The following is a 22,268-nucleotide window of genomic DNA, read 5'->3' on the forward strand; positions in this document are numbered from 1 at the left end:
GGGAACCCGCAAAAGCTACCTGATACCGAAGCCGCGGAAGGAACCGCTCGGCTCCTCCCACTCGACGAGCACCTCATCCACGCGGCCCGCGGTGTCGCCGCCGCGCAGAATATCCACCAGGCGAGCGCAGGAGGCGGCCGTCCCCTCCGCAACGACCTTGACGCGCCCGTCGTCGAGGTTCTCGGCGTACCCGGTCAGGCCCAGCGGCTTGGCGGTGCCGGCGCACCACCAGCGGAAGCCCACGCCCTGCACCTTGCCGCTCACGAAAGCGACGAGGCGGATTTCGGCGGGCTCTGCCGGGGTTCGGTCGGTGAAGAAGTCAAAGAAACCCATGGGTCCTCCCGGGGTCATCTCATTGTGAGTGGTCTGATGGGGGCGAGCGCCGGTGGTGGCGCTCTGATAGCTTCTATAGCTTCAGTCTAGAGGGTGCGGGGTGCATCCGCCTGGTTGCCGCGCGCACACGCCGTGAAGAGCTGAATAAGGGTAAAGCAACCGAAGCCGCGCCCACAAGGGGAGTAAGATGGGGTGATATTTATTAGCGGCAACGCTGAACACACAGGCATCTACCCGCAACGCTCATCCACTGGAGGATCATTGAGTTCACGCCCCAAGAAAGCGCCCCTCGTCGGTAACCCGGCGAAGGCACCGTACAAGCCCTGGCCTGCTCTCTGGTCCCTGGTTGTTGGCTTCTTCATGATCCTGGTGGACGGCAATATTGTCACCATCGCCCTACCGCACATGCTGCAGGATTTGGATGCATCCCTGTCGGCGGGCATGTGGGTGACGAGCGCCTACCTGCTTGCGTATGCGGTGCCGCTGCTCATTACCGGTCGTATGGGTGATCGCTTCGGTCAGAAGAACCTGTACATGATCGGTATGGGTATTTTTACGCTTGCTTCCCTGTGGTGTGGTCTGGCGCCGAATGTTGAGTCGCTGATTACTGCCCGCGTGGTGCAGGGTTTGGGCGCGTCGCTGATGACCCCGCAGACCATGTCTCTGATTACGCTGATGTTCCCGCCGAATGCGCGCGGTGTCGCCATGAGCATTTGGGGTGCGACTGCGGGTGTCGCCTCGTTGGTTGGCCCGATTCTGGGCGGCGTACTGGTGGATACTCTCGGCTGGGGCTGGATTTTCTTCATCAACATTCCGGTTGGCCTGGTCGGCCTGTTCTTGGCGTGGCGTAATGTGCCGGTGTTTGAGCAGAAGAAGCACAGCTTCGACTGGTTGGGTGTGGTGCTTTCGGCGGTCGGTCTGTTCCTGCTGGTTTTCGGTATTCAGGAAGGTGCCACCTACGACTGGGGCACTATCACTGACTCGTTTATGGGTACCGGTATTGCGGTGAGCGTGTGGGGCCTGATTATTGCCGGCATTCTGGTGCTGGGCCTGTTCATTGGGTGGCAGGCTATTAACCCGCGTGAGCCGCTGGTTCCGCTGAGCCTGTTCAGTGACCGTAACTTCTCCGTGTCGAACGTGGCTATCTCGGCTATGGGCGTGGTCGCTATTAGCATGGCGTTCCCGCTGACCCTGTACCTGCAGCAGGTGGAGGGCCTGGACCCGACCCAGGCTGCGCTGATGACCGCCCCGATGGCGTTGTTCTCGGGCGCGTTGGCGCCGGTGGTGGGTGCGCGTCTGAACCGTAACGACCCGAAGTGGATTGCGGTGATTGGTTTTACGCTGATGGTTGTTGGTTTTGCTCTGTTGCGCCCGACGATGGTTGCGGAAGGCAACCTGTGGCTGATGGTTGGCCCGATGATTATTCTGGGTGCGGCGAATGCCTGCATTTGGGGTCCGCTGTCGGTGTCTGCGACCCGTAACCTGCCGCCGCAGCGTGCCGGTGCCGGTTCGGGCGTGTACAACGAGACCCGCCAGATGGCGTCGGTGCTCGGATCGGCTGCGATTACGACCATCATGGCTTCTGCGATTACCTCGCACCTGTCCGCGTTGGGCCCGGCTGCCGCAGCGGGCGGTGGCTCTCACGACGGTGCTGCTGGAGGCGTGCTTCCGCAGATTCTACGTGAACCCTACGCGGTGGCAATGGCTGATTCCATGATGCTACCCCTGGTCGCCGCGGCGGTGGGCGCGGTCGTGTGTCTGTTCTACGCCTCCATGAAGACCTCCGAGGCGAGGGGCACCGCACAGAACGCTGCACGGAACACTGAGGCAGAGCCTGAGTCAGAAAACACTAAATAGAAGGCTTATCAAAACGTTTTACGTCATAAACGGTGCATAACCTGAGATACGGTGCGAATACCGGGACAAACTAGATGCACTCTGTGTATGATGAGGCGGGTCACCGTCGAACAGAAGAGAACCAAGAACGGCTCCTTTTCCTCCATCGGAGGGTTCGGCAGTGACCCGCTGTCTTTTAAATGCCGCGCTCACTCGCGGCACGCCGACTGCATATCGGCGGCAGCGACACACATATGACCACTAAACCACGCGGTAGCCGCCTGACACTTCTACTCATCATAGAACCGGACCCGTACAACCCATACCGTGCGCAATGCCAGATGATGCAACCTCCCGCGTGGTCAAGATACGAAGAGAGATACTTTATGGCTTTCTCCCTGTCCCCCCGCCTGGTGCGTACCGCGCTCGCTTCGGCGGCCCTGCTGGTACTCGGCACGGTCGCGGCGCCCGCGGCTAACGCCTACAACCCCGACATCGACGGCGACGGCATCCCCAACACCTGGGAGATGAAGGGCTACGACGCCGACGGCGACGGCAAAATCGACGTGGACTACCCCGGCATGGGCGCCAACCCGCTGAAAAAATAGGCTATCTACCAGAAGTAGATAGCCTATTTTTTATGAGATGCTTGGGTGCTTACGCTTTCAATTTGTCAAACTTTGCTTTGACATTCGCCTTGAATTCTTCAAGCTTAGCCTTGCGTTCGGCTTTACGTTCAGCCTTCATCTGTGCACGCGCCTGGTTGTAGAGGTCTTCTTGGACTTGCAGAGCTGCTTCGATTTCGGCTACGACGGTTGCTACATCCCAACGCACGATTTGGGTGTCGTACTTGGTGAAGTAAGCATCGATGACTGCTTCGTTGTCTTCTTGCACCAAGGCAACAACGGCTGTTTCACCGTTAGTCAATTTTTGAGAAACAACGTCAATCAGGCCAGCTTCTGCCGTATCAACGGTAGCACCAGCAACCAAACCATTGAGGCTACCAATACCATAACCAAACAAGACGCCGATAGGACCACCCAAAAGCCCGATAACTGCACCGAGCAAGCCACCTTTTAGGGTTGCATCCGTCGTTGAATCTTCAAAATCATAGCGTTCTTTTTCAACGATATGACCGTTTTCATTTTTGACCAGGGCGATTTGAGCAACCTTGGTCGTCTGAGTTTGGCGGAAAGCCTTCAAATCTGCAAAGGACTGATAAGCTTCGCTTTCGGTGTTAAAGACTGAAATTACTAGGTTTTCCATAGTTGGTACCTCGTTCCTAAAGACTATATATACATTGTAATACAGTTCTCTTTTTTGGGAACTACTTTTTGCGACAATTTACCTCGGCGGCAGCCGATAGGCTGAGCCCGAAAGCAAAGGGGCCCGGCATCCAATATGGATGCCGGGCCCCTTTCTGCCTACTGTGGCGGCCGCGCTATCGGGTAATGGTTGCGGAGGCGCTTGCACCCGCCAGATCCCGGTAGGTGTACTCGCCGTCATCGGTCAGCTGCATCGCAACGGTGCCGCTGGTGAGCTGAACGGTCGTGGTCAGGGTGTAGCTGGAGGTCACCTCGGTGAAGTACACCGGAACCTGCGAGGCCAGCACCTGTGCGTAGCGCACGGGGCCGTTGGCGGTCGCGGTCAGGAAGTCCGAGGTGCGGATATCCAGCACGCCGGTCCAGGTGTTGCCCTCGATGACCGGCTCGTAGAACTTCGCCGCGTAGGCCACGCCGTTGAAGGCGCTCACTGCCGGGTTATTGGTCTTGGCGCCGCCCTCGCTCTTGGCCAGCGCGGCCACCTCGGCGTCGTTGTCGGTGTCCCACAGCAGCGGCGCGGTGACGTCTTCGGCGGTGGGGAAAGTGAACTCGAAGGTCACCTGCAGGTGCGCCGAGCCGTACAGGTAGGTGCTGCCCTGGAACTCGCCCTTGGAATTGATGGGGGCGGAAATCCACAGGCCGGCACCGCCGTACAGGCCCGCACCGACGCTACCGCCGGGGGTGAAGGTGCCGCCGCCTGCGCTCTTCGGGCTCGTGGAGGTTGCGGTCACGTTGGGCACCTGCACGGTGTAGGAGTCCAGACCGTAGCGGGTGTCGAAATCGTTGGAGGGGTTGGAGTTGAAGGCCTGGGTGAAGACACCGAACTGCAGGGTCGGGGTCTCCGGCACGTCGGTGGAGGCCGCGTAGGCGGGTACGGTTGCGGCGGTTGCGACGACCGGCGCGCTCCAGAGAGCACCCTTGACGAGGGAGCGGCGGTTTACGCCGCGCTTGCCGGAAGCGGGGGTGCTGTGACTGGTCTGCTGTTGAGACATGTAATTATTCTTTCTTCCACGGGTGAATACGGTGATGCACGTGATACGAATTACTGATACTGTAGTGTAATTCAGCTCAACTTCAAAATTGTCTCAACTTTAAAGCAGGTTTTCTGCAATCTTCGGCTAAAGCTCACGAAGTGATGCGGCGGTAGCTCACGAGGCGCCCCGCCGGCCTGCAAACGACTCGCTACCCGCACGGGTGCGAACACCGAAGAACGAACACTGCCGTCCATCCCGCGTGCCCGTCACGGGTATCGCATCCTCACACCATCACATCAAAGGACAGATTCATGGCCTCTCTGAAGCGCGCACGTATCGCGTTTGCCTCCCTGGCGGTCCTCTGCCTGGGCGCGGTCGCCGCCCCGGCAGCCAACGCCTACAACCCCGACATCGACGGTGACGGCATCCCCAACACCTGGGAGATGAAGGGCTACGACGCCGATGGCGACGGCAAGGTCGACGTCGACTTCCCCGCACTGGGCGCCGACCCCAACCACAAGGACATCTTCGTCGAGATGGACTACATGCCCGGCCTGCTCCCCAGCGAAGAGGAGCTGGACCGCATCACCAAGATTTACGCCGACCTGCCCATGCGCAACCCCGACGGCACCACCGGCGTGAACATTCACCTGGACGCCGGTAGCGCCCGCAGCGCCAAGTACAACCTCGGCGGCGGCAACGAAATCACCCACCAGGAGCTCGACAGCGAGTTCAACGCACTCAACAGGATTAAGGCCTCCGAAGGTAAGTTCAACCCCGCCCGTGAAGGCACCTTCCACTACGTCATCTGGGGCGACTACTATGACAACAGCACCTCCTCCGGCATCGCTAACTTCGGTGGCCGTAACCTCATGGTCACCGTGGGCCCGCACTTCTGGGGTAAGGCAACCAGCGATATCCGCGTGGCGGTGTTCGTGCACGAGCTCGGCCACAACCTGGCGCTGAGCCACGGCGGCTGGGACGAAATCAACTACAAGCCCAACTACCTGAGCGTCATGAACTACCAGTACACCCTCACCGGCGTGCCCATGGCTGACGGTAGCCGCTACTTTGGCTACTCCACCGCCGAGTACCGCATGCTGAACGAGGCGAAGCTCTACGAGGCGCGCGGCTTCGGTCCCCGCGCGGCCGGCTTCCTGTACAAGGGCAAGCCCGCTGACGGTCCCATCGACTTCAACGGTAACGGAAAGATTGATGCCGAGCCGGTCTCGGTGGACCTGAACGGTGACGGCATGATCTCGAACCTGGGCGCGGCGAACGACCTGAAGATGATCCGCTTCCAGGCGACCGAGCACCCCGAGCTCGAGAAGGGCCCCAAGCAGATTGAGCCGAGCGGTATTACCGCCGAGTACGCTCGTTCCCTGGGCCTGATTAACTAGGCGGTCACCGGGGCGAAAGGCCTCGTCAGTACCGTTAAACAACAGGGTGCGGATACCGAATCATCGTTCGGTATCCGCACCCTTGTTATGTATCGCGACTCCTACACAAGCGCCGGGGCCGCGCCGGCAGGGGAAGGGGGTCTAGGCCGCCTCGCGCTCCTCTTCTCGCTGCACGCGGCCGGTCTCCACCAGCACCTGCGCGATGTGGCCCAGCGCCTCCTCGTTCTGCAGCGAGGAAACGTCACCCAGGGGGCGGCCCTGGTACAGCTCACCGAGCAGGCGGCGGGTAATCTTACCCGAACGGGTCTTCGGGATATCGGCAACTGCCACAACGTCCTTGGGCTTGGCAATCGGGCCGATGTGCTCACGCACGTGAGCCGTCAGAGCCGCCTTCAGCTCGTCCTCGGTCAGGGCCTTGCCCTCGTCGGTGAGCGTCACGTAAGCGACCGCCTGGTGGCCGGTCAGGTCGTCCTCCACAGGGCAGACGCCGGCCTCCACCACAGCCGGGTGGGTGACCAGGGCCGACTCAATCTCAATCGTGGACAGGCGGTGACCCGAAATGTTGATCACGTCGTCGATACGGCCGAGGATGTACACGTTGCCTTCCTCGTCTTCCTTCGCGCCGTCGCCTGCCAGGAACCAGCCGCGCTCGCCGTAGTGGCGCCAGTAGGAGTCCAGGAATCGCTGCGGGTTCTTCCACACGGTGCGGGCCATGGAGGGGCCAATCTTATCGACCACGATGAAGCCCTGCCTACCCGGCTCCACCGGGTTGCCGTGCTCATCCACCACGCGGGTGGACACGCCCGGAACGGCGCGGGTAGCGCAACCGGGCAGGGGGGTGCAGTGCGGGGTGCCCACCGGGTAGGTGCCGGCGGAGGCGAAAGCCGGGTCGTGCGGGCGCGGGGAGCACACGGTCGAACCGGTCTCGGACTGCCACCAGGTGTCGATGAAGGATGCGGTGCCGCCGCCCACGTGCTTGCGCAGCCAGCGCCACGCCTCCGGGTTGATGGACTCACCCACCGAACCGAGCAGGCGCACGGTCGAGAAGTCGTACTTGCCGGGCTCGGGGCCGTCGGGGAACGCGCCCATGAGGGAACGAATCAGGGTGGGGGCGGTGTAGTAGTTGGTCACGCCGTAGCGTTCGATGACCTCGAAGTGGCGACCGTAGTGCGGGGTGTTCGGGGTACCCTCGTAAATCACCTCGGATACGCCGTTAACCAGCGGGCCGTAGATTTCGTAGGTGTGCGCGGTCACCCAAGCGAGGTCGGCGGTGCACCAGTGAACGGTGGACTCCACCTTCTCGGGGTCGTTGACGGCCGACAGCTCGTCGGGGCGCAGCACGCCGTTCTCATCCACGTAATCCGGCAGCAGATCGTAGAGCAAAGCGTGGGTGTACGCGGTCTGCACCAGGTAGCCGCCCATCGTGTGCACCAGGCCCTTGGGCTTGCCGGTCGTGCCGGAGGTGTAGATGATGAACAGCGGATCCTCGGCGTCGTGCAGCTCGTAGGCGTGGGTGTCGGGCTGGTCGTCCACCAGGTCGTGGTACCAGACGTCGCGGCCCTCGGTCCAGGGAACCTCAGCGTGCGCTACGGGGTCGGAGGCGCTGGTGCGGTCCACCACGATGACGTGCTCGATGTTGTTCTCGCCCGAGCAGGCCTCGTCGGCGTTGACCTTCACGGGAACAACCTTGCCGCGGCGGTTCTGGCCGTCGGTGGTGACGAGCACCTTCGCACCGGTGTCCTCAACACGGAATTTCAGTGCCTCGGCGGAGAAACCGCCGAACACGAGGGAGTGGATCGCGCCAATACGCGCGCAGGCCAGGGTAAAAATAATGGTTTCGGGAATGACGGGCAGGTAGATGACCACGCGGTCACCCTTGCGCACGCCCAGGGACAGCAGACCGTTGGCGGCCTTCGCGATGCGGCGCTGCAGCTCGGCGTAGGTGATGGCCTCGCGGTCGCCGGGCTCACCCTCGAAGTAGAGGGCGACCTTGTCGCCGCGGCCCGCCTCCACGTGGCGGTCCACGCAGTTGTAGGCGACGTTGAGCTTGCCGCCCTCGAACCACTTAATCTCGGGAACAGTGAACTGCTCGATGCCCTCCTCGTCGAAGCCGAGGGACTTCGGCTTCTCGAAGCGGTGCGCGGTGTGCCAGGGCTCAGCCCAGGTGAGTCGCTGCGCCTGCTTCTCCCAGAACGCGACGCGTGCCTCGTCAGATTCGAGCGCGGGGTTCGGGGTGGGGTTCAGCGGGTCGGTGAACGAAAAGGGGGTGGGCAGTCCCATATCTCTCCCATCGGTAGCTGGCATTAGCACCCTTGCTCGCGCTGCCTACTCGTGTGTGCAGATGCGCGAGGGGGTTGCTGCGACGTCATGGAGCCAGGTCTCTCGGTCGCTCTGGATGGTTTGCCTTCTTAGTAAAGCGCGCCGCGGGTCCCGATGCAAAGGTTCCCGTCATAAAAGGCACACTGTGTAGCGCTTCGTAATATAACGACACATTAAGAACCCCGCCCCGCGCTCACTACTGTGGGGCGCGGGGCGGGGCACATCATCATCATTCAGTAGGCGACAGGTTTCCCCGCCGACTTCTTTTTCCGGCGCGTCACGATGACTGACGCGCGGACATCTCTCCTGAAAACTCAGCGCGTGCTGAGCGTTGTGTTTAGCTACCGGTGGCGCTAGTTGCTGGGGTACTTTGCCTTGACCCAGCGCTCAAACAGGCCGACGAGGGCGTCCGTAATCTTGCCCAGGATGGCCAGCGCCACGATGGCGAGTAGCAGGCGGTCGGTGCGGCCGTTGTTCTGCGAGTCGGTCAGCAGGTAACCCAGGCCCATGGAGGCGCCCAGCAGCTCGGCGGCGACCAGGAACAGCCACGCCTGAGCGAGCGCGAGGCGCAGACCCGAGATGACGGCGGGCAGAACCGCGGGAAGCTGAACCGTGGTGAACAGGCGCAGGCCCTTCAGGCCGAAGGCGCGGGCCATCTCCACGAGCTTGGGGTCCACGTGGGCGAGGGCAGCGGAAACCGTGGTGTACACGGGGAAGAACGCGCCGATGGCCACGAGGGTCACCTTCGAGTTCTCGCCGATGCCAATCCACAGCAAAAGCAGCGGGACCCACGCGAGTGAGGGGACCGCGCGCAGAGCGCCGATGGTCGGGGCGACGAACACGCGCACCGGGGCCGACAAGCCAATCAGCGATCCCAGCACCAGGCCGAGTACCGCGCCGATGCCGAAGCCAATCAGCACGCGCTGGGTCGAAATCGCGACGTGCTTGGCCAGCTCACCGCGCTGCGCCAGCTCGATACCGGCGCCCACCACACGGTCGGGGGAGGGCAGCTGGACCTGCGTGAACACGCCGTTGGTGCTCAGAATATACCAGAGCGCAATGAGCGCCAGGGGCAGGATCAGGCCCAGGTACTGCTTGCCGGCGAAGGGGTTCGAGGGAAGCTTCGGCGTCGGGAGCTTGGCCGCGCTCTCCTGCGCGGGGGCAATGGTTGCGGCGGTCATTACTTCTCCACCGCCTTGGCAATCTTCTCGACTGCGGCGCTATCAGCCTTCTTCGCGAACTGGTCGTCCACGATGCTGTTCAGGGCCTTGTCCACGTCGGACTGGGAGGGGACGTCGCCGGACTCGACCAGAATCGGGCCAACGCCCTTGAGTACCTCAACCTGCTTGGCGCCCGGAACCGGGTCGATGTCCAGGTGGGTGCGGTCCATGACGACCTGGGCGGTCTCGTGCTTAATGCCGGACTCTTCCTCCACGATCTTCACGGCCTCTTCGGGGTTCTTCTTGGCCCAGGCGCGAGCGTACTCGTACACGTCCACGATGACCTGCGCGGCGGTCGGGTTGGACTGAATGAACTTCTCGGTGGCGTTCAGGAAGCCGTAGGTGTTGAAGTCCAGGTTGCGGTAGAAGAGCACGTCGCCGCTCTCCACCTCGGCGGCAGCCATAATCGGGTCCAGACCGCTCCACGCGTTGACCTGGCCGTTGTCCAGGGCGGTGCGGCCGTCGGCGTGCTGCAGGTTCTGAATGTTCACGTCGGAGGCGGAAACGCCGGCCTGCTTGAGGGCCTGCAGGAGCAGGAAGTAGGGGTCGGTACCCTTGGTGACGGCCACGCTCTTACCCTTCAGGTCGGTGACCTTGGTGATGCCCGAGTCCTTGCGGGTGACGAGCGCCGACCACTCGGGCTGCGAGTAGAGGCTGATGACCTTGATGGGGGAGCCGTTCGCGCGGGCCAGCAGCGCCGCCGAGCCCGCGGTGGAGCCGACGTCGATGTTGCCGCTGCGCAGCGCCTCGTTGGCCTTGTTCGAGCCGGCGGACTTGACCCACTCAACCTTCTTGCCCTCGGCGGACAGGGCGGTCTCGAGCCAGCCCTTCTTGCGGATAATCAGCGAGAGCGGGTTGTAGGTGGCGTAGTCAATGGTCACGGTGTCCTTGCCGCCGCCGGCCGCACCGGAGGCGTTGGAGGAGCCGGAACCCTCACCGGCGCAACCGCTGAGCAGGGTTGCGAAGGCGGCGGCTGCGGCCAGGGACTTGAGGGCGGTACGGCGAGACGGGGAGAAAGTCATGATGGTTCTTTTCGCTTCTGAAGATGATGATGTGATGAGATGGGGAGCGCGGCCCGCAGAATATAGCCAACCGGATATATGCCCTGGACAGCGCTAATACCGAGAGGGGTGGGGCGGCTTAGGCCGCGGCTTCCTCCACGCCGAGCTCGGCGAGCAGTTCGCTACGCAACGCGGTGATTTCTGCATCCGCGCGGTCGCGGGGGTGGGCACGGTCAACGGTCACGATGCGCTGAATGGTCGCGGGGCTCTCCGGGGTGTCCTTGCCGAGCACGATGACCCGGTCGGAGAGGTAGAGCGCCTCCTCCACATCGTGGGTGACCAGCAGGATCGTGGTCGGATCCTGACGGTGCACGTCCAGCAGCAGGTCCTGCATGTTGATGCGGGTCAGCGCGTCGAGGGCTCCGAAGGGCTCGTCGAGCAGCAGCACGCCGGGGGTGCGGGCGAGCGCTCGGGCCAGGGAGACGCGCTGCGCCATGCCGCCCGAAATTTCCTTTGGGCGGTGGTCGGCGTACTCGCTCAGGCCGACCAGGCTCAGCAGGCGGGTCACGGTCGCCTCGCCCTCGGCCTTCTTGGTGCCCTGCGGCAGGCCGAGCGCCACGTTGTCGGCGACGGTGCGCCAGGGGAGCAGGCGCGGCTCCTGAAAACCAATGGCCACGCGGGGGTCGAGCCCGGTCACAGCCTTCTCGCCGATGCGCACGGTGCCTGCGGTGATGCGGTTCAGGCCGGCCGCGGCGCGCAGGAGAGTGGACTTGCCGCATCCCGAGGAGCCAATCACCGAGATAATTTCGCCGGGTTCGGCGGTGAAGGTGACCTCGCGCAGAACCTCGTGGGTTCCGCCGGGTACAGCAAAGGACTGGCCAACGGCATCGAAGACGAGGGGCACTGCGGCACTGGATACGGCGTGCCGGTTCGCTGAGGATTCGGATGCGCCGGGAGTTACTGCACTGTTGAGTGTCATAGTCACTTCCATCGTTCCTGGCGTTAGCACCGGCGGTGGGGAAACCGCTATCGGTTGCTGCGACGTCGTGGAGCCAGGTCTCTCGGTCGCTCTGGATGGTTTGCTCTACTCACCCTATGGGCTGTGCCACGCCTCAATCAACCCGACGGGCGCGTATGAATTTCTATGACCGTATATTTCGCATTTATCACGAAATATTTCGGTCCCGCGTCACAAAAAGATTTTTTCGTCACAAACGTGCTCTCCATCCCGCGCGCCCCGTACACTCAAACCACGAGATCATGAGTCCCGGCGCTAAGCTCTGGCTGGCCGGGCGGCAACCCTCTCCCGTAGCGGGGTGCCCCAGATGATGATCTGGCCTCAACGAAAAGAGGCAAGTACGGCGCGAACGCGCCACCTGCACGAAGGCCACCACCGAACGCAGAAGGCAAGAAGGAGGCGGCGCGCGGGGTGCAGGGCACTAACCCGATCGTCCCCCCCGATCATTCGCGAAAGGAAAATCGATGGCTGAGCAGAAGAAGCGCATCGTAGTTAACGCATTCGAGATGACCTGCATCGGTCACCAGAGCTTCGACCTCTGGCGTCACCCGCGCTCCCGCGCAACCGAGTACAACACCATCAAGTACTGGACTGACCTGGCTAAGACCCTTGAGCGCGGCCTGTTTGACGCCGTGTTCATCGCTGACGTGGTCGGCATCTACGACGTGTACAAGAACTCTGCCGCTCCCGCCATTGAGGGTGCCGCTCAGGTTCCCGTGAATGACCCCGCAACCCAGATTTCTGCAATGGCTGCCGTGACCGAGCACCTCGGCTTCGGCGTGACCGCTGCCGCTACTTTTGAGCAGCCCTACACCCTGGCTCGTCGCTACGCCTCCCTCGACCACCTCACTGAGGGCCGCGTCGGCTTCAACGTGGTGACTTCTTACCTGCCGTCGGCTGCTGAGAACCAGGGCCTGCCCACCCAGATTCCGCACGACGAGCGCTACGATATCGCTGACGAGTTCCTGGACGTCTGCTACAAGCTGTGGGAAGGCTCCTGGGAAGACGGCGCAGTCGTCAAGGACCGCGAGCGCGGCATCTACGCTGACCCCTCCAAGGTTCACCCGATTGGCCACAAGGGCAAGTACTTCTCCGTGCCCGGCATCTCCCTGACCGAGCCGAGCCCGCAGCGCACCCCCGTGATCTTCCAGGCTGGCGCATCCAGCCGCGGCCAGAAGTTCTCCGGTAAGCACGCTGAGGCTGTGTTCATCAGCGCCCTGCGCCCGGACCTGACCCGCGTTGTGACCGACCGTATTCGCGCCGCTGCCGAGGAGCAGGGCCGTAGCCGCGACGACGTGAAGATCCTGGCAATGCTCTCGGTCATCGTGGATGAGACCGAAGAGAAGGCAAAGGCAAAGTACGAGGAGTACAAGAAGTACGTGAACCTCGACTCTGCACAGGCTATTGTCGGCGGCTGGTCCGGTGTTGACCTGTCCCAGTTCGACGAGGACGAGGTCCTGAACTATGTGCAGACCGAGTCGATTCAGTCCTTCCTGACCCCCTTCACCCTGCAGGCGAAGGACAAGAAGTGGACCCGCAAGGACATCGCTGAGCACACCACCCTCGGCGGCATGGGCGAGGTCATTGTTGGTGACCCGGTTCAGGTTGCTGACGAGCTGGAGCGCTGGATCGACGAGGGCGGCCTGGACGGCATCAACCTGGCGTACCACGTCTCCCCAGGTTCCTTCGAGGACTTCATCGAGTACGTTGTTCCCGAGCTGCAGAAGCGCGGCCGCTACCGCACCGAGTACGAGGGCAACACCCTGCGCGAGAACATCTTCGGCAAGGGCCACACCAAGGTTGCTGACTCCCACCCGGCTGCTAAGTACCGCGGCGCATACGTGGGTAAGCCTTCGGCTGCTGACACCCCGGCTCGCGCAATCGCTGAATAAGCGTTGTCGCTGAAGCGTACCGTGTAGGTTCGCTCAAACTTAACGATTGAAAACAAGAACGCCCGTTCTGCTGGAGGATTTGCATCCCCGGCAAGGCGGGCGTTTCTTTATACTGGTTGGCATGACTGAACTGAATCATGACGACCGCTGCCCCTGCTCGAGCGGCGAGGTGTACGGCGCCTGCTGCGGCAGGTTCCTGGGCGAGTTTGCCGCCTCCGGAACACTGACCGCCCCCGCGCCGGAGCAACTGATGCGCTCGCGTTTTACCGCGTTTGCGACTGGCGATGCGGCGTATCTGCTGGCGAGCTGGCATCCGAGTACCCGCCCGGGCACCCTGGGGCTGGAGGACGGTATCCGCTGGTACCGCCTGGATATTCTGGGCTCTTCGGGCGGCCCCTTTGACGCCTCCGGCACGGTGGAGTTCGTTGCGTATTACCGTTCGGTGCCGGGCACCCCTGTGGAGGAGCGGGTGAAGGGCAGCATGCACGAGCTGTCGCGCTTTGAGAAGGTGGGCGGCGCCTGGTTCTACGTGGATGGAGACGTCCACTAAATCTCGTAACTTTCCCTGCCCCTGTCTCGTGCAGAGTGCGGGCATAGAAGAAATGGCAGAATCATTCCGAAAACGGAACGATTCTGCCATTCTTCGTATATGCCCCTCAAAGAGGCGATTATCGGGAGTTAGCGGACTTAGTGGGTCCAGCCGTTAATGATGCCCATGCCGAAGTAGATCACGAACACTGCGGAGACCAGGTACATCAGCCAGTGCACGTCCTTGCCGCGGCCCTGCACCAGGCGAATGAAAGTGTACGCCACGAAGCCGGCACCAATACCGTTCGCAATCGAGTACGACAGCGGCATGAAAATAATGGTCAGGAACGCCGGGATGCCCAGACCCCAGTCAGTCCAGTCAATATTCACGGCCTGGCGGATCATCAGGAAGCCGACCACGACCAGCGCCGGAGCAACCGCCTCGAAAGGAACGATGGTGACCAGCGGCGAAATGAAAATCGCCAGCAGGAACAGCACACCGGTCACAATGTTCGCAAAGCCGGTGCGTGCACCCGCACCAATACCGGTAGCGGACTCCACGAAAATCTGGTTCGCCGAACCGGACGCGCCACCACCGACAACGGAACCGAAAGCGTCCACGAGCAGGACCTTGTCGATGTCCTCAACCTTGCCGTCCTTCATGGTGCCAGCCTCTGCGGCAAGACCCACCGAAACGCCCATCGCGTCGAAGAACACGGAGAGCAGAATGGTGAACACCAGCAGCGAAGCAGCCAGCGGACCGATATGGGTGAACGCGCCGAACAGGTCAGCGGAACCGATGAGGGAGAAGTTCGGGGTGGTGAACTTCAGGTCAGCCAGGGAGGGCACGTTCAGGGACCAACCGGTGGGGGCATCCTTCACCCTGCCGGAGGGGATAGTGGCCTCCAAGATGATGGAGAGTGCGGTGGAGGCGAGCACACCCCACAGGATTGCGCCCTTCACGTTACGGATGAACAGGGCGATGGTGAAGAACAGGCCGAAGAGGAAGACGAGGGTGGGCCAGCCGAGCAGGTGACCGCCCGCGCCGAGGCTCACCGGAACGGTGGTGCCAGCTGCGTCAGGCATGCGGCGGATAATACCGGAGTCGACCAGACCGATAAAGGAAATGAAGAAACCGATACCGACCACAATCGCGGTCTTGAGCGATTCGGGGACCGCCTCAAACACCGCGGTACGGAAGCCGGTGAGCACCAGAACGGTCATAATCAGACCGGCGAGAACGACCAGGCCCATGATGTCTGCCCAGGTCAGGTTCGGGGTGGTGGCAATGGTGGAGGCGAGCAGTGCATTCACGCCCAGGCCAGCCGCCATGGCGAAAGGCTGCTTGGCGATAACACCCATGAGGATGGTCATGACGCCGGCAACGAGGGCGGTGACGGCGGCGACGGGGGCGATGCCGAGGGTGCGTTCGGAGGCGTCGGCACCGGTACCGATGACGAGGGGGTTCAGCACCACGATGTAGCTCATGGCGAAGAATGCGGCGAGGCCGCCGCGGAATTCTGCGGCGATGGAGGAGCCTCGCTCGGAAATCTTGAAGTAGCGGTCGAGCGCACCGGTGGGTGCGGCCGCCTTCTGAGGTTCAGACATGTAAGGATCCGTTGATGTTGTTCGGTGTGTACTGTTGCGCCGCCGGTTTCGCGGGCGAAGCTCGCGGGCTAGGCTCATAACCGGGCGTCACAATGGTTCAACCATTGTAGGCGCCGCCGAGCGGCTCGTGCCGTTGAAACGCGTTGTGCGCGGCGGTTCAGTCGGTGATGCGGTGTTTCCCGGCCCCAGCTAAATAGCCAGAATCGGCAACCGGGGCAGAGGGGAGAATAGCCCAGGGCGGGGCGCCGACACTCGAAGGTGCCGGTACCCCGCCCTGCCGGTGCCCGCCTCCATGTGCGGAGGCGGGCATCCGATGTGTTTAGTGCATCCAGCCGGTAATCAGGCCGTTAGCGAAGAAGATGAGGAACACTGCGGAAACCACGTACATGAGCCAGTGAACTTCCTTGCCGCGGCCCTGCACCAGGCGGATGAAGACGTAGGACAGGAAGCCTGCGCCGATACCGTCCGCGATGGAGTAGGACAGAGGCATGAAGATGATGGTCATGAACGCGGGGATACCCAGGCCCCAGTCGGTCCACTCGATGTTCACTGCCTGGCGAATCATCAGGAAGCCGACGAACACCATTGCGGGTGCAACAGCTTCGAAGGGCACGATGGTGACCAGGGGGGTCAGGAAGATCGCGACGAGGAACAGCACGCCGGTGACGATATTTGCGAAGCCGGTGCGTGCGCCCGCGCCGATACCGGTTGCGGACTCCACGAAAATCTGGCTCGAGGAAGAGGAGGTGCCACCGCCGGCTACGGAGCCGAGGGCGTCCACGAGCAGGACCTTGTCGACGTTCTCGATCTGGCCGTCCTTGATGGTGCCTGCCTCGGTTGCGAGACCGACGGAGGTGCCCATTGCGTCGAAGAAGGCGGAAATCAGGATGGTGAAGATCAGCAGAACGGCTGCCATGCCGCCGAGGGTGCCGAAGGCGCTGAACAGGTCAGCGGAACCGAACAGCGAGAAGTCGGGCAGCTTGCTGGTGCTGGAATCCCAAACGGGGACGTTCAGGGACCAACCGGTGGGGGAGGTCTGAACGCTGCCGGAGGGCACGACCTGCTCCAGGATGATGGAGAGGGCGGTGGAGGCAACCACGCCGTAGAGGATTGCACCCTTCACGTTGCGAATGAACAGCGCAATGGTGAGGAACAGGCCGAAGAGGAAGACCAGGGTGGGCCAGCCGAGCAGGTGGCCGCTCACTCCGAAGGAGACGGGCACGGTGGTGCCGGCGGCATCGGGCATGCGGCGGATGATACCCGCGTTAACGAGGCCGATGAAGGCGATGAAGAAACCGATACCGACGACGATTGCGACCTTGAGCGATTCGGGGACCGCGTTGAACACCGCGGTGCGGAAGCCGGTCAGCACGAGGATGGTCATCAGCACACCCGCCCAGACGACCAGACCCATGATGGCGGGCCAGGTCAGTCCGGGGGTGGAGGCGATGGTGGTTGCCAGCAGCGCGTTCACGCCGAGGCCTGCGGCCATGGCGAAGGGCTGCTTGGCGACGACGCCCATGAGGATGGTCATGACACCTGCGACCAGTGCGGTCATTGCGGCGACCTGCGGCACGCCGAGCGTGTTGCCGGATGCGTCCTTGCCGAGGCCGATGATGAGGGGGTTCAGCACGACGATGTAGCTCATCGCGAAGAAGGTGGCGAGGCCGCCTCGGAATTCTGCGCCGAGGGTGGAGCCACGTTCGCTGATCTTGAAGTAACGGTCCAGTGCGCCCTTGGCTTCTGCCTTGGGGTTCTGGGGAGCCGCGGTGTTCTCAGAAGACATTCGTGAAAATCCGTAGATACTCTTAGTAGGGGCGGGCGCCGGGGTTCCGAGCCCGCATAAGAAAAGCGTCACGTCCCGCAAAGTGGGGATGTGACGCTGTTGTTACCACGATATTTTACGGTTAAAGGTATTTTCTTCGCTAGTTCAGCAAACTTTCAGGTAGTTTTCAGCCGTTGGAACCGCCCTTGGAGCCCTTCTCACGGCGCCTGCGAGGTTGTCGAGGGAGGATGCGTCATAGAGGTAGTTATCTCTCGCCCCTGCGCGAACATCGACGAATTATTAGGTTAGTGAACCCTAACTCCCTGTTATATTCGAAGTGAAATAACGTGTCGCCGGATGCAGGGTTCCGTGTGGTGAGCCTTTTCTGGCATAGATGAGAAGGAGTCCACCGTGACTGAAACCCCGCAGGAAAACACTGCAGTCCCCGCTGAAAACCAGCCTGCCGAGAACTACCCCGCCGCAGAATCCCTGCCGGTACGCCAGCGCGCCGTCGTAGCAACCGACCGCCCCGCCCGATACATCAAGCAGCTCGGCTCCCACATGGGCCGCAAGCTCGGCACCGCAGAACTGCCCGACGGCATCCGTCTCACCTTCAACCGCGACGGCATTTTCCGCGGCTACGGTGACCTGCGCGAAACCGACGGCGCACTCGTCATGGAGGTGCGCGCCGAAAGCGACGAGCAGGCTGCCCACCTGGCGGATGTGCTGGACCGCCACCTGGTCCGCTTCGGTGAGCGCGACGAACTGACCGTGAACTTTGAGGCGGTACCCGCCTCCTAACGCCCGCTTCGGGTTGTTTCTTGAAGCCTTATTGGGCCCCCGGCGCGGTGAGATTTTCTCGCCGCGCCGGGGGCTTTCACATGCCCCGAAAGTAATCCGGGGGGGGGAGTGGTAACAGGGTACTTTCAAGCCTACCTGAATCTATGTGACACTTTGTGTGAATTCTGTCAGTAAAAATTTTCTACAGATTCAGAAATGTAAATTTACTAGTCAGTGATTTATGAAAATAAAGGTGATTTTGGCTTTAAGTGGGTTTATGTTTGAAAATGCTGGGAATAGCGTTGGGATTACGGTAGGGTTGAGGCACCACACACCGACTCGCAGCTCAGGAGTAGCATGTCTGAGAACGCAGTATCCGCCGCCAAGAAGGCGGGTCAGAAGGTCAAGGTCACCTTCAAGACCATCACCGACCCGGCACGCCGCCGCGTCGGTGTCGCAGTCCTCGTCGGTCTGATCGCTGGTATTTTCTCGGGCATCATCAAGTTCGGTTGGGAAGTTCCCTTCCCGCCCCGCACCCCCGAACGTAACTCCACCAACCCGCCGCAGGCGCTGCTGGAGCAGATTTTCGGCATGTCCCCCGAAACCTCCCACGCAACCTACTCCTACCTGGGCAACGACCTGCCCTACATGAGCTTCATCATCCACTTCGCCTTCGCGATTTCCTTCGCGATCCTCTACTGCGTGGTCGCCGAGTACTGGCCCAAGATCAAGCTCTGGCAGGGTGCCGCATTCGGTATCGTCCTGTACATCCTCTTCCACGTGATCGTCATGCCCGCAATGGGTATTGTGCCCGCCCCCTGGAACCAGCCCTTCGGTGAGCACTTCTCCGAATTCTTCGGCCACATCATCTGGCTCTGGTCCATCGAACTGGTCCGCCGCGACCTGCGTAACCGCATCACCGGTGAGCCGGACGCCGAGTACCCCGTCGAGGCCCGCTAGGTTTCGCCCCTTCAACTCCTCGCCCCTCTGCGGTTGAGGTAGCAAAAACCCACGCGGATGCGTGTTCCATCGCCGTCCCGCCCTCCTGCACCTCGGAGGGCGGGACGGTTTTCTGCGCGGAGCGGCTCGCTCGCAACCCATCCCGCGGTTCTCCACCGAGGCCAGATTAGGTGATAGAAAATTATCCTATTTGCTGAGCTTGTCCCCTTTTCCCCGTAAAGGGGCGCTCCTGCCCGGTAAAATAGGCACGAAGTGAACACTAAGCTCACCGCGCCTTCACGCCGTACCTGGCGTTTGCCGGTGAACTTTGAAAGGAAGATATTCGTGTCTGAAGCAGCACGCCCCCTGCGCGTCGCCGTTATCGGTGCAGGTCCTGCCGGTATTTACACCGCCGACATCCTCACCAAGTCTGAAGAGGTCCGCACCGGCGCCGTTGAGGTCGCCATCGACATCTTCGACCGCTACCCCGCCCCCTTCGGCCTGATTCGTTACGGTGTGGCACCGGATCACCCCCGCATTAAGGGCATCATCACCGCACTGCACAAGGTCCTGGACCGCGGCGACATCCGTTTCTTCGGTAACGTCGAGTACGGTAAGGATCTAACCCTCGCCGACCTGCGCGAGCACTACGACGCCATTATCTTCGCGACCGGCGCCATCCACGACGCAGCGCTGAACATTGAGGGTATCGACCTGGACGGCTCCTACGGTGCAGCCGACTTCGTCTCCTGGTACGACGGCCACCCCGACTACCCCCGCACCTGGCCGCTCGAAGCTGAGCAGGTTGCGGTGCTCGGTAACGGCAACGTCGCCCTGGACGTCTCCCGCATCCTCTCCAAGCACGCTGACGACCTGCTCGTCACCGAAATCCCCGACAACGTCTACGAGGGTCTGAAGGCTTCCCCCGTGACCGACGTGCACGTCTTCGGTCGCCGCGGCCCCGCACAGATGAAGTTCACCCCGCTCGAGCTACGCGAACTCGCGCACTCCCGCGACGTGGACATCGTCCTGTACGAGGAAGACTTCCAGTTCGACGAGGCTTCCGAGGAAGCAATGGAGAAGAACGCGCAGACCAAGGTCATGATGAAGACCCTGCGCGGCTGGCTGGAAGACCAGAAGAACAACGAGCAGACCGCATCCCGCCGCCTGCACCTGCACTTCCTGCAGTCACCGCACGAGATTCTCGGCGAAGACGGCAAGGTCGTGGGTCTGCGCATGGAGCGCAACAAACTGGACGGCAAGGGCGGCATCATCGGCACCGGCGAGTACGTGGATTACCCCGTGCAGGCCGTCTACCGCGCCATCGGCTACTTTGGTTCCGAGCTACCCGAGGTCGGTTACGACAGCAAGCGCGGTGTGGTCACCAACGTTGAGGGTCGCGTCGTGGACGAGAATGGCGAGGTTGTTCCCGGCCTGTACGCAACCGGCTGGATCAAGCGCGGCCCCGTGGGCCTAATCGGCTCCACCAAGTCTGATGCGCTCGAGACCATTACCCACCTGCTCGAGGACCGCGAGAACCTCTACACCGCGCCCGAGCCGGACGCCGAAACCTTCAGCGCCTACCTGGATTCCAAGGGCATCAAGTACACCACCTGGGAAGGCTGGCACCGCCTGGACGACCACGAGAAGGCACTGGGCGCAGCATCCAAGGACGCTGCCGGTGAGCCTCGTGCTCGCGTGAAGGTTGTGGACCGCGACGAGATGATTAACATCTCTCGCGGCGAGTAATCCTCGCGTTTAGAACGTAGAGCGTAGAAATCGACCCCGCACCGTGAGCCGGTGCGGGGTCGATTTTTGTCTCTGCAGGGATGCGGGGGAGGTTAAAGAAAACCCACCCCGCATCATGAGGTAATGCGGGGTGGGCGGGGTAGGTGCCGAAGACACTCGAGGACATACCCTCCGGCTACCCTGAACGCGCGGCGAACCCATGCAGTGGCTCCACGTGCGGCGCGCCCTCTAACGGGGTCTAGAAAGCTAAAGAAACACCAAGATTAGCTCTCTAAACAAGCACGCGGTCCTACGGTGTGTAGACCGCGCACACTTATTCAAACCTGGGATGCTACTGGCGGCGCGGCATGATCGACGCGCTCAGCGAGCTAGGGACACAGTTGGAGGATCCAGGGTTGCATGCTTCGTACGGGATGGTGCCCGTGCCCCTCACGCGGTGATTCGTGGCAGGCGTTGCTGCTGACGCTGGATCCCCCATCAGATCTCTATGCGGTTTATCGGTAAATAATGTGCGGCGACTTTCGTCATTGGGACTTATCGGAAGCAGTCCCGTGAGGTCCGGAAGTGATCTCACGTCTCCTATAGTACGGTGCTCAAAGAGAGTGCTTCAAGCAATATTGGGGGCTATTTCGGGGCGGATATTATCTCGCCTTGTCAATCGCTGGAGGTTTATCAAATCTTTATATTTGTGTGTCGTCATAAATCTCAATTTAAGTGCACGGCTATAAAAATATACCTCTGACAAGCCAGTTTATTGTATTCCCTGGAGTGAATATTTGCATTATGGTGCATACTGTGAGGCAAGAGACGTAAATTTCTACCAAAAGTGCATTTTCACTCGGTGCATTGTTGGATGGGTACTTGATATGCGCGACGGGTAAACCGCCATTTTTATTTAATATGCACAAAGTGCATTTTTGGTAAATGTCAAAAAGAATAAAAGTAATCCGGGTTCGCCTCGCAAATAGGGGAATATCGGTGGGGGTCTTTCGGTGGCACCGAGGGCACGGGATTGCGCGGGGGCCGAGACGATCGGGACGGTGGGGATTTTGGGTTTGCGCGAGCTCTCGCCGGTTCCTTTCTCTAGCTTTCCCGGGTTCCTCTTGTTGGCCCCTCCGCGAGTTCACGACAGGGGATCGCATCTTCTCGGGGTTTCTAATTCGGGATGTCGGAGAAAGGACAATGCCGACCTCTTTGCGGAGAGTCGTTGGGGACAATTTGAGGGTGGTTTGGGAAGTGGGGAGGGGGTTTGCAACCTCAAAAGTGCACTCAAGAGGGGTTTTTGAAGAAAATTTAAAATTTTTTTGATATCCGCTTAATCCTTTCTGACCTGTTGGAATGATGGTGTTATGGGGCATAAATACCTGTATTTCGGCCTTGAAAACACCCAAAATCGAACAAAACGATTTGCGCACCCTTTTGGACCTGGCGTAGACTAGTGGAGGTTCGAACGACGGGATGAACAAAGAACCTGTTCGATCGACTAGGCCCCCATCGTCTAGCGGCCTAGGACGCCGCCCTTTCACGGCGGTAGCACGGGTTCAAATCCCGTTGGGGGTACTTGCAAATCACCTCGATTTGCAA

Annotated in this window: 17 protein-coding genes, 1 tRNA gene and 3 riboswitches; of the genes, 9 read left to right on the plus strand and 9 right to left on the minus strand. The window is 61.3% G+C overall.

The window, feature by feature from the left end; all coding sequences use genetic code 11:
• Window positions 1-15: 15 nt before the first annotated feature.
• Entirely contained in the window at window positions 16-333 is a 318-nt protein-coding gene (locus HMPREF2630_RS02850) for an acylphosphatase (RefSeq protein ID WP_049343576.1), read from the minus strand.
• A 261-nt stretch (window positions 334-594) separates the two neighbouring features.
• Here HMPREF2630_RS02850 and HMPREF2630_RS02855 point away from each other — a divergent pair, with 261 nt between their 5' ends.
• Both HMPREF2630_RS02855 and HMPREF2630_RS02860 read left to right on the plus strand, forming a co-directional pair.
• Window positions 595-2,190, plus strand: a complete 1,596-nt coding sequence (locus HMPREF2630_RS02855; RefSeq protein ID WP_049343578.1) for a DHA2 family efflux MFS transporter permease subunit — start codon at window positions 595-597, stop codon at window positions 2,188-2,190.
• 365 nt (window positions 2,191-2,555) lie between these two features.
• On the plus strand, window positions 2,556-2,777 hold the full coding sequence (locus tag HMPREF2630_RS02860) for a hypothetical protein (protein ID WP_049343580.1): 222 nt from the start codon (window positions 2,556-2,558) through the stop codon (window positions 2,775-2,777).
• A 49-nt stretch (window positions 2,778-2,826) separates the two neighbouring features.
• On the opposite strand, the gene HMPREF2630_RS02865 is transcribed toward HMPREF2630_RS02860, so the two are convergent.
• Together HMPREF2630_RS02865 and HMPREF2630_RS02870 are read right to left on the minus strand one after the other, a co-directional pair.
• Window positions 2,827-3,435, minus strand: coding sequence for a DUF1269 domain-containing protein (locus HMPREF2630_RS02865; protein WP_044150839.1), 609 nt, complete (start codon window positions 3,433-3,435; stop codon window positions 2,827-2,829).
• Window positions 3,436-3,610: 175 nt separating this feature from the next.
• On the minus strand, window positions 3,611-4,483 hold the full coding sequence (locus HMPREF2630_RS02870) for a hypothetical protein (protein ID WP_049333926.1): 873 nt from the start codon (window positions 4,481-4,483) through the stop codon (window positions 3,611-3,613).
• A 293-nt stretch (window positions 4,484-4,776) separates the two neighbouring features.
• Here HMPREF2630_RS02870 and HMPREF2630_RS02875 point away from each other — a divergent pair, with 293 nt between their 5' ends.
• Window positions 4,777-5,865: a zinc metalloprotease gene (locus HMPREF2630_RS02875; RefSeq protein WP_049343583.1), complete on the plus strand. Its 1,089-nt coding sequence runs from the start codon at window positions 4,777-4,779 to the stop codon at window positions 5,863-5,865.
• A 141-nt stretch (window positions 5,866-6,006) separates the two neighbouring features.
• On the opposite strand, the gene HMPREF2630_RS02880 is transcribed toward HMPREF2630_RS02875, so the two are convergent.
• From HMPREF2630_RS02880 to HMPREF2630_RS02895, 4 genes are all read right to left on the minus strand, one after another.
• Window positions 6,007-8,145: an AMP-binding protein gene (locus HMPREF2630_RS02880; RefSeq protein ID WP_049343585.1), complete on the minus strand. Its 2,139-nt coding sequence runs from the start codon at window positions 8,143-8,145 to the stop codon at window positions 6,007-6,009.
• Window positions 8,146-8,149: 4 nt separating this feature from the next.
• A riboswitch (SAM riboswitch) is annotated at window positions 8,150-8,267 on the minus strand.
• Between the two features lie 270 nt (window positions 8,268-8,537).
• Window positions 8,538-9,365, minus strand: coding sequence for an ABC transporter permease (locus HMPREF2630_RS02885; RefSeq protein ID WP_049347304.1), 828 nt, complete (start codon window positions 9,363-9,365; stop codon window positions 8,538-8,540).
• Window positions 9,365-10,426: an aliphatic sulfonate ABC transporter substrate-binding protein gene (locus HMPREF2630_RS02890; protein ID WP_005507251.1), complete on the minus strand. Its 1,062-nt coding sequence runs from the start codon at window positions 10,424-10,426 to the stop codon at window positions 9,365-9,367. The genes HMPREF2630_RS02885 and HMPREF2630_RS02890 overlap by 1 nt, the downstream gene beginning before the upstream one ends.
• Window positions 10,427-10,544: 118 nt before the next feature.
• Window positions 10,545-11,384 (minus strand): ABC transporter ATP-binding protein, encoded by an 840-nt coding sequence (locus tag HMPREF2630_RS02895; protein ID WP_049343589.1) that lies wholly within the window; start codon window positions 11,382-11,384, stop codon window positions 10,545-10,547.
• Between the two features lie 5 nt (window positions 11,385-11,389).
• Window positions 11,390-11,486: riboswitch (SAM riboswitch) on the minus strand.
• A 175-nt stretch (window positions 11,487-11,661) separates the two neighbouring features.
• Window positions 11,662-11,770: riboswitch (SAM riboswitch) on the plus strand.
• Window positions 11,771-11,887: 117 nt separating this feature from the next.
• Here HMPREF2630_RS02895 and HMPREF2630_RS02900 point away from each other — a divergent pair.
• Both HMPREF2630_RS02900 and HMPREF2630_RS02905 read left to right on the plus strand, forming a co-directional pair.
• Window positions 11,888-13,315: an LLM class flavin-dependent oxidoreductase gene (locus HMPREF2630_RS02900; RefSeq protein WP_049347300.1), complete on the plus strand. Its 1,428-nt coding sequence runs from the start codon at window positions 11,888-11,890 to the stop codon at window positions 13,313-13,315.
• 121 nt (window positions 13,316-13,436) lie between these two features.
• A complete protein-coding gene (locus tag HMPREF2630_RS02905) occupies window positions 13,437-13,865 on the plus strand; it encodes a YchJ family protein (RefSeq protein ID WP_049343591.1) in 429 nt (142 codons plus the stop codon).
• Between the two features lie 137 nt (window positions 13,866-14,002).
• Here the strand turns inward: HMPREF2630_RS02905 and HMPREF2630_RS02910 are convergent, their stop codons facing one another.
• Together HMPREF2630_RS02910 and HMPREF2630_RS02915 are read right to left on the minus strand one after the other, a co-directional pair.
• Entirely contained in the window at window positions 14,003-15,451 is a 1,449-nt protein-coding gene (locus HMPREF2630_RS02910) for an NCS2 family permease (RefSeq protein WP_049343593.1), read from the minus strand.
• Window positions 15,452-15,770: 319 nt separating this feature from the next.
• Window positions 15,771-17,237 carry an NCS2 family permease gene (locus HMPREF2630_RS02915; protein ID WP_049343596.1) on the minus strand — a complete coding sequence of 489 codons (1,467 nt, stop codon included), beginning with the start codon at window positions 17,235-17,237 and terminating at the stop codon, window positions 15,771-15,773.
• Window positions 17,238-17,627: 390 nt separating this feature from the next.
• On the opposite strand from HMPREF2630_RS02915, the gene HMPREF2630_RS02920 reads away from it, so the two are divergent.
• The 4 genes from HMPREF2630_RS02920 to HMPREF2630_RS02935 all read left to right on the plus strand — a co-directional run bounded on the left by HMPREF2630_RS02920 (window position 17,628) and on the right by HMPREF2630_RS02935 (window position 22,244).
• Window positions 17,628-18,017: a DUF2218 domain-containing protein gene (locus HMPREF2630_RS02920; protein ID WP_049343598.1), complete on the plus strand. Its 390-nt coding sequence runs from the start codon at window positions 17,628-17,630 to the stop codon at window positions 18,015-18,017.
• A gap of 336 nt (window positions 18,018-18,353) precedes the next feature.
• Complete coding sequence (locus HMPREF2630_RS02925) at window positions 18,354-18,956, plus strand: YagU family protein (RefSeq protein WP_080978713.1); 603 nt, start codon at window positions 18,354-18,356, stop codon at window positions 18,954-18,956.
• A 324-nt stretch (window positions 18,957-19,280) separates the two neighbouring features.
• Window positions 19,281-20,684: an FAD-dependent oxidoreductase gene (locus HMPREF2630_RS02930; protein ID WP_049333938.1), complete on the plus strand. Its 1,404-nt coding sequence runs from the start codon at window positions 19,281-19,283 to the stop codon at window positions 20,682-20,684.
• 1,487 nt (window positions 20,685-22,171) lie between these two features.
• Window positions 22,172-22,244, plus strand: a tRNA-Glu gene (locus HMPREF2630_RS02935).
• Window positions 22,245-22,268: the final 24 nt, after the last annotated feature.

The sequence above is a fragment of the Rothia sp. HMSC072B03 genome, assembly GCF_001809565.1.
Lineage (GTDB): Bacteria > Actinomycetota > Actinomycetes > Actinomycetales > Micrococcaceae > Rothia > Rothia mucilaginosa_A.

Excerpts from the sequence above, each read along its gene's own strand:
- HMPREF2630_RS02850 (WP_049343576.1), bottom strand. The coding sequence starts at position 333 with ATGGGTTTCTTTGACTTCTTCACCGACCGAACCCCGGCAGAGCCCGCC.
- HMPREF2630_RS02860 (WP_049343580.1), top strand. The coding sequence starts at position 2,556 with ATGGCTTTCTCCCTGTCCCCCCGCCTGGTGCGTACCGCGCTCGCTTCG.
- HMPREF2630_RS02865 (WP_044150839.1), bottom strand. The coding sequence starts at position 3,435 with ATGGAAAACCTAGTAATTTCAGTCTTTAACACCGAAAGCGAAGCTTAT.
- HMPREF2630_RS02870 (WP_049333926.1), bottom strand. The coding sequence starts at position 4,483 with ATGTCTCAACAGCAGACCAGTCACAGCACCCCCGCTTCCGGCAAGCGC.
- HMPREF2630_RS02875 (WP_049343583.1), top strand. The coding sequence starts at position 4,777 with ATGGCCTCTCTGAAGCGCGCACGTATCGCGTTTGCCTCCCTGGCGGTC.
- HMPREF2630_RS02880 (WP_049343585.1), bottom strand. The coding sequence starts at position 8,145 with ATGGGACTGCCCACCCCCTTTTCGTTCACCGACCCGCTGAACCCCACC.
- HMPREF2630_RS02885 (WP_049347304.1), bottom strand. The coding sequence starts at position 9,365 with ATGACCGCCGCAACCATTGCCCCCGCGCAGGAGAGCGCGGCCAAGCTC.
- HMPREF2630_RS02890 (WP_005507251.1), bottom strand. The coding sequence starts at position 10,426 with ATGACTTTCTCCCCGTCTCGCCGTACCGCCCTCAAGTCCCTGGCCGCA.
- HMPREF2630_RS02895 (WP_049343589.1), bottom strand. The coding sequence starts at position 11,384 with ATGACACTCAACAGTGCAGTAACTCCCGGCGCATCCGAATCCTCAGCG.
- HMPREF2630_RS02900 (WP_049347300.1), top strand. The coding sequence starts at position 11,888 with ATGGCTGAGCAGAAGAAGCGCATCGTAGTTAACGCATTCGAGATGACC.
- HMPREF2630_RS02905 (WP_049343591.1), top strand. The coding sequence starts at position 13,437 with ATGACTGAACTGAATCATGACGACCGCTGCCCCTGCTCGAGCGGCGAG.
- HMPREF2630_RS02910 (WP_049343593.1), bottom strand. The coding sequence starts at position 15,451 with ATGTCTGAACCTCAGAAGGCGGCCGCACCCACCGGTGCGCTCGACCGC.
- HMPREF2630_RS02915 (WP_049343596.1), bottom strand. The coding sequence starts at position 17,237 with ATGTCTTCTGAGAACACCGCGGCTCCCCAGAACCCCAAGGCAGAAGCC.
- HMPREF2630_RS02925 (WP_080978713.1), top strand. The coding sequence starts at position 18,354 with ATGTCTGAGAACGCAGTATCCGCCGCCAAGAAGGCGGGTCAGAAGGTC.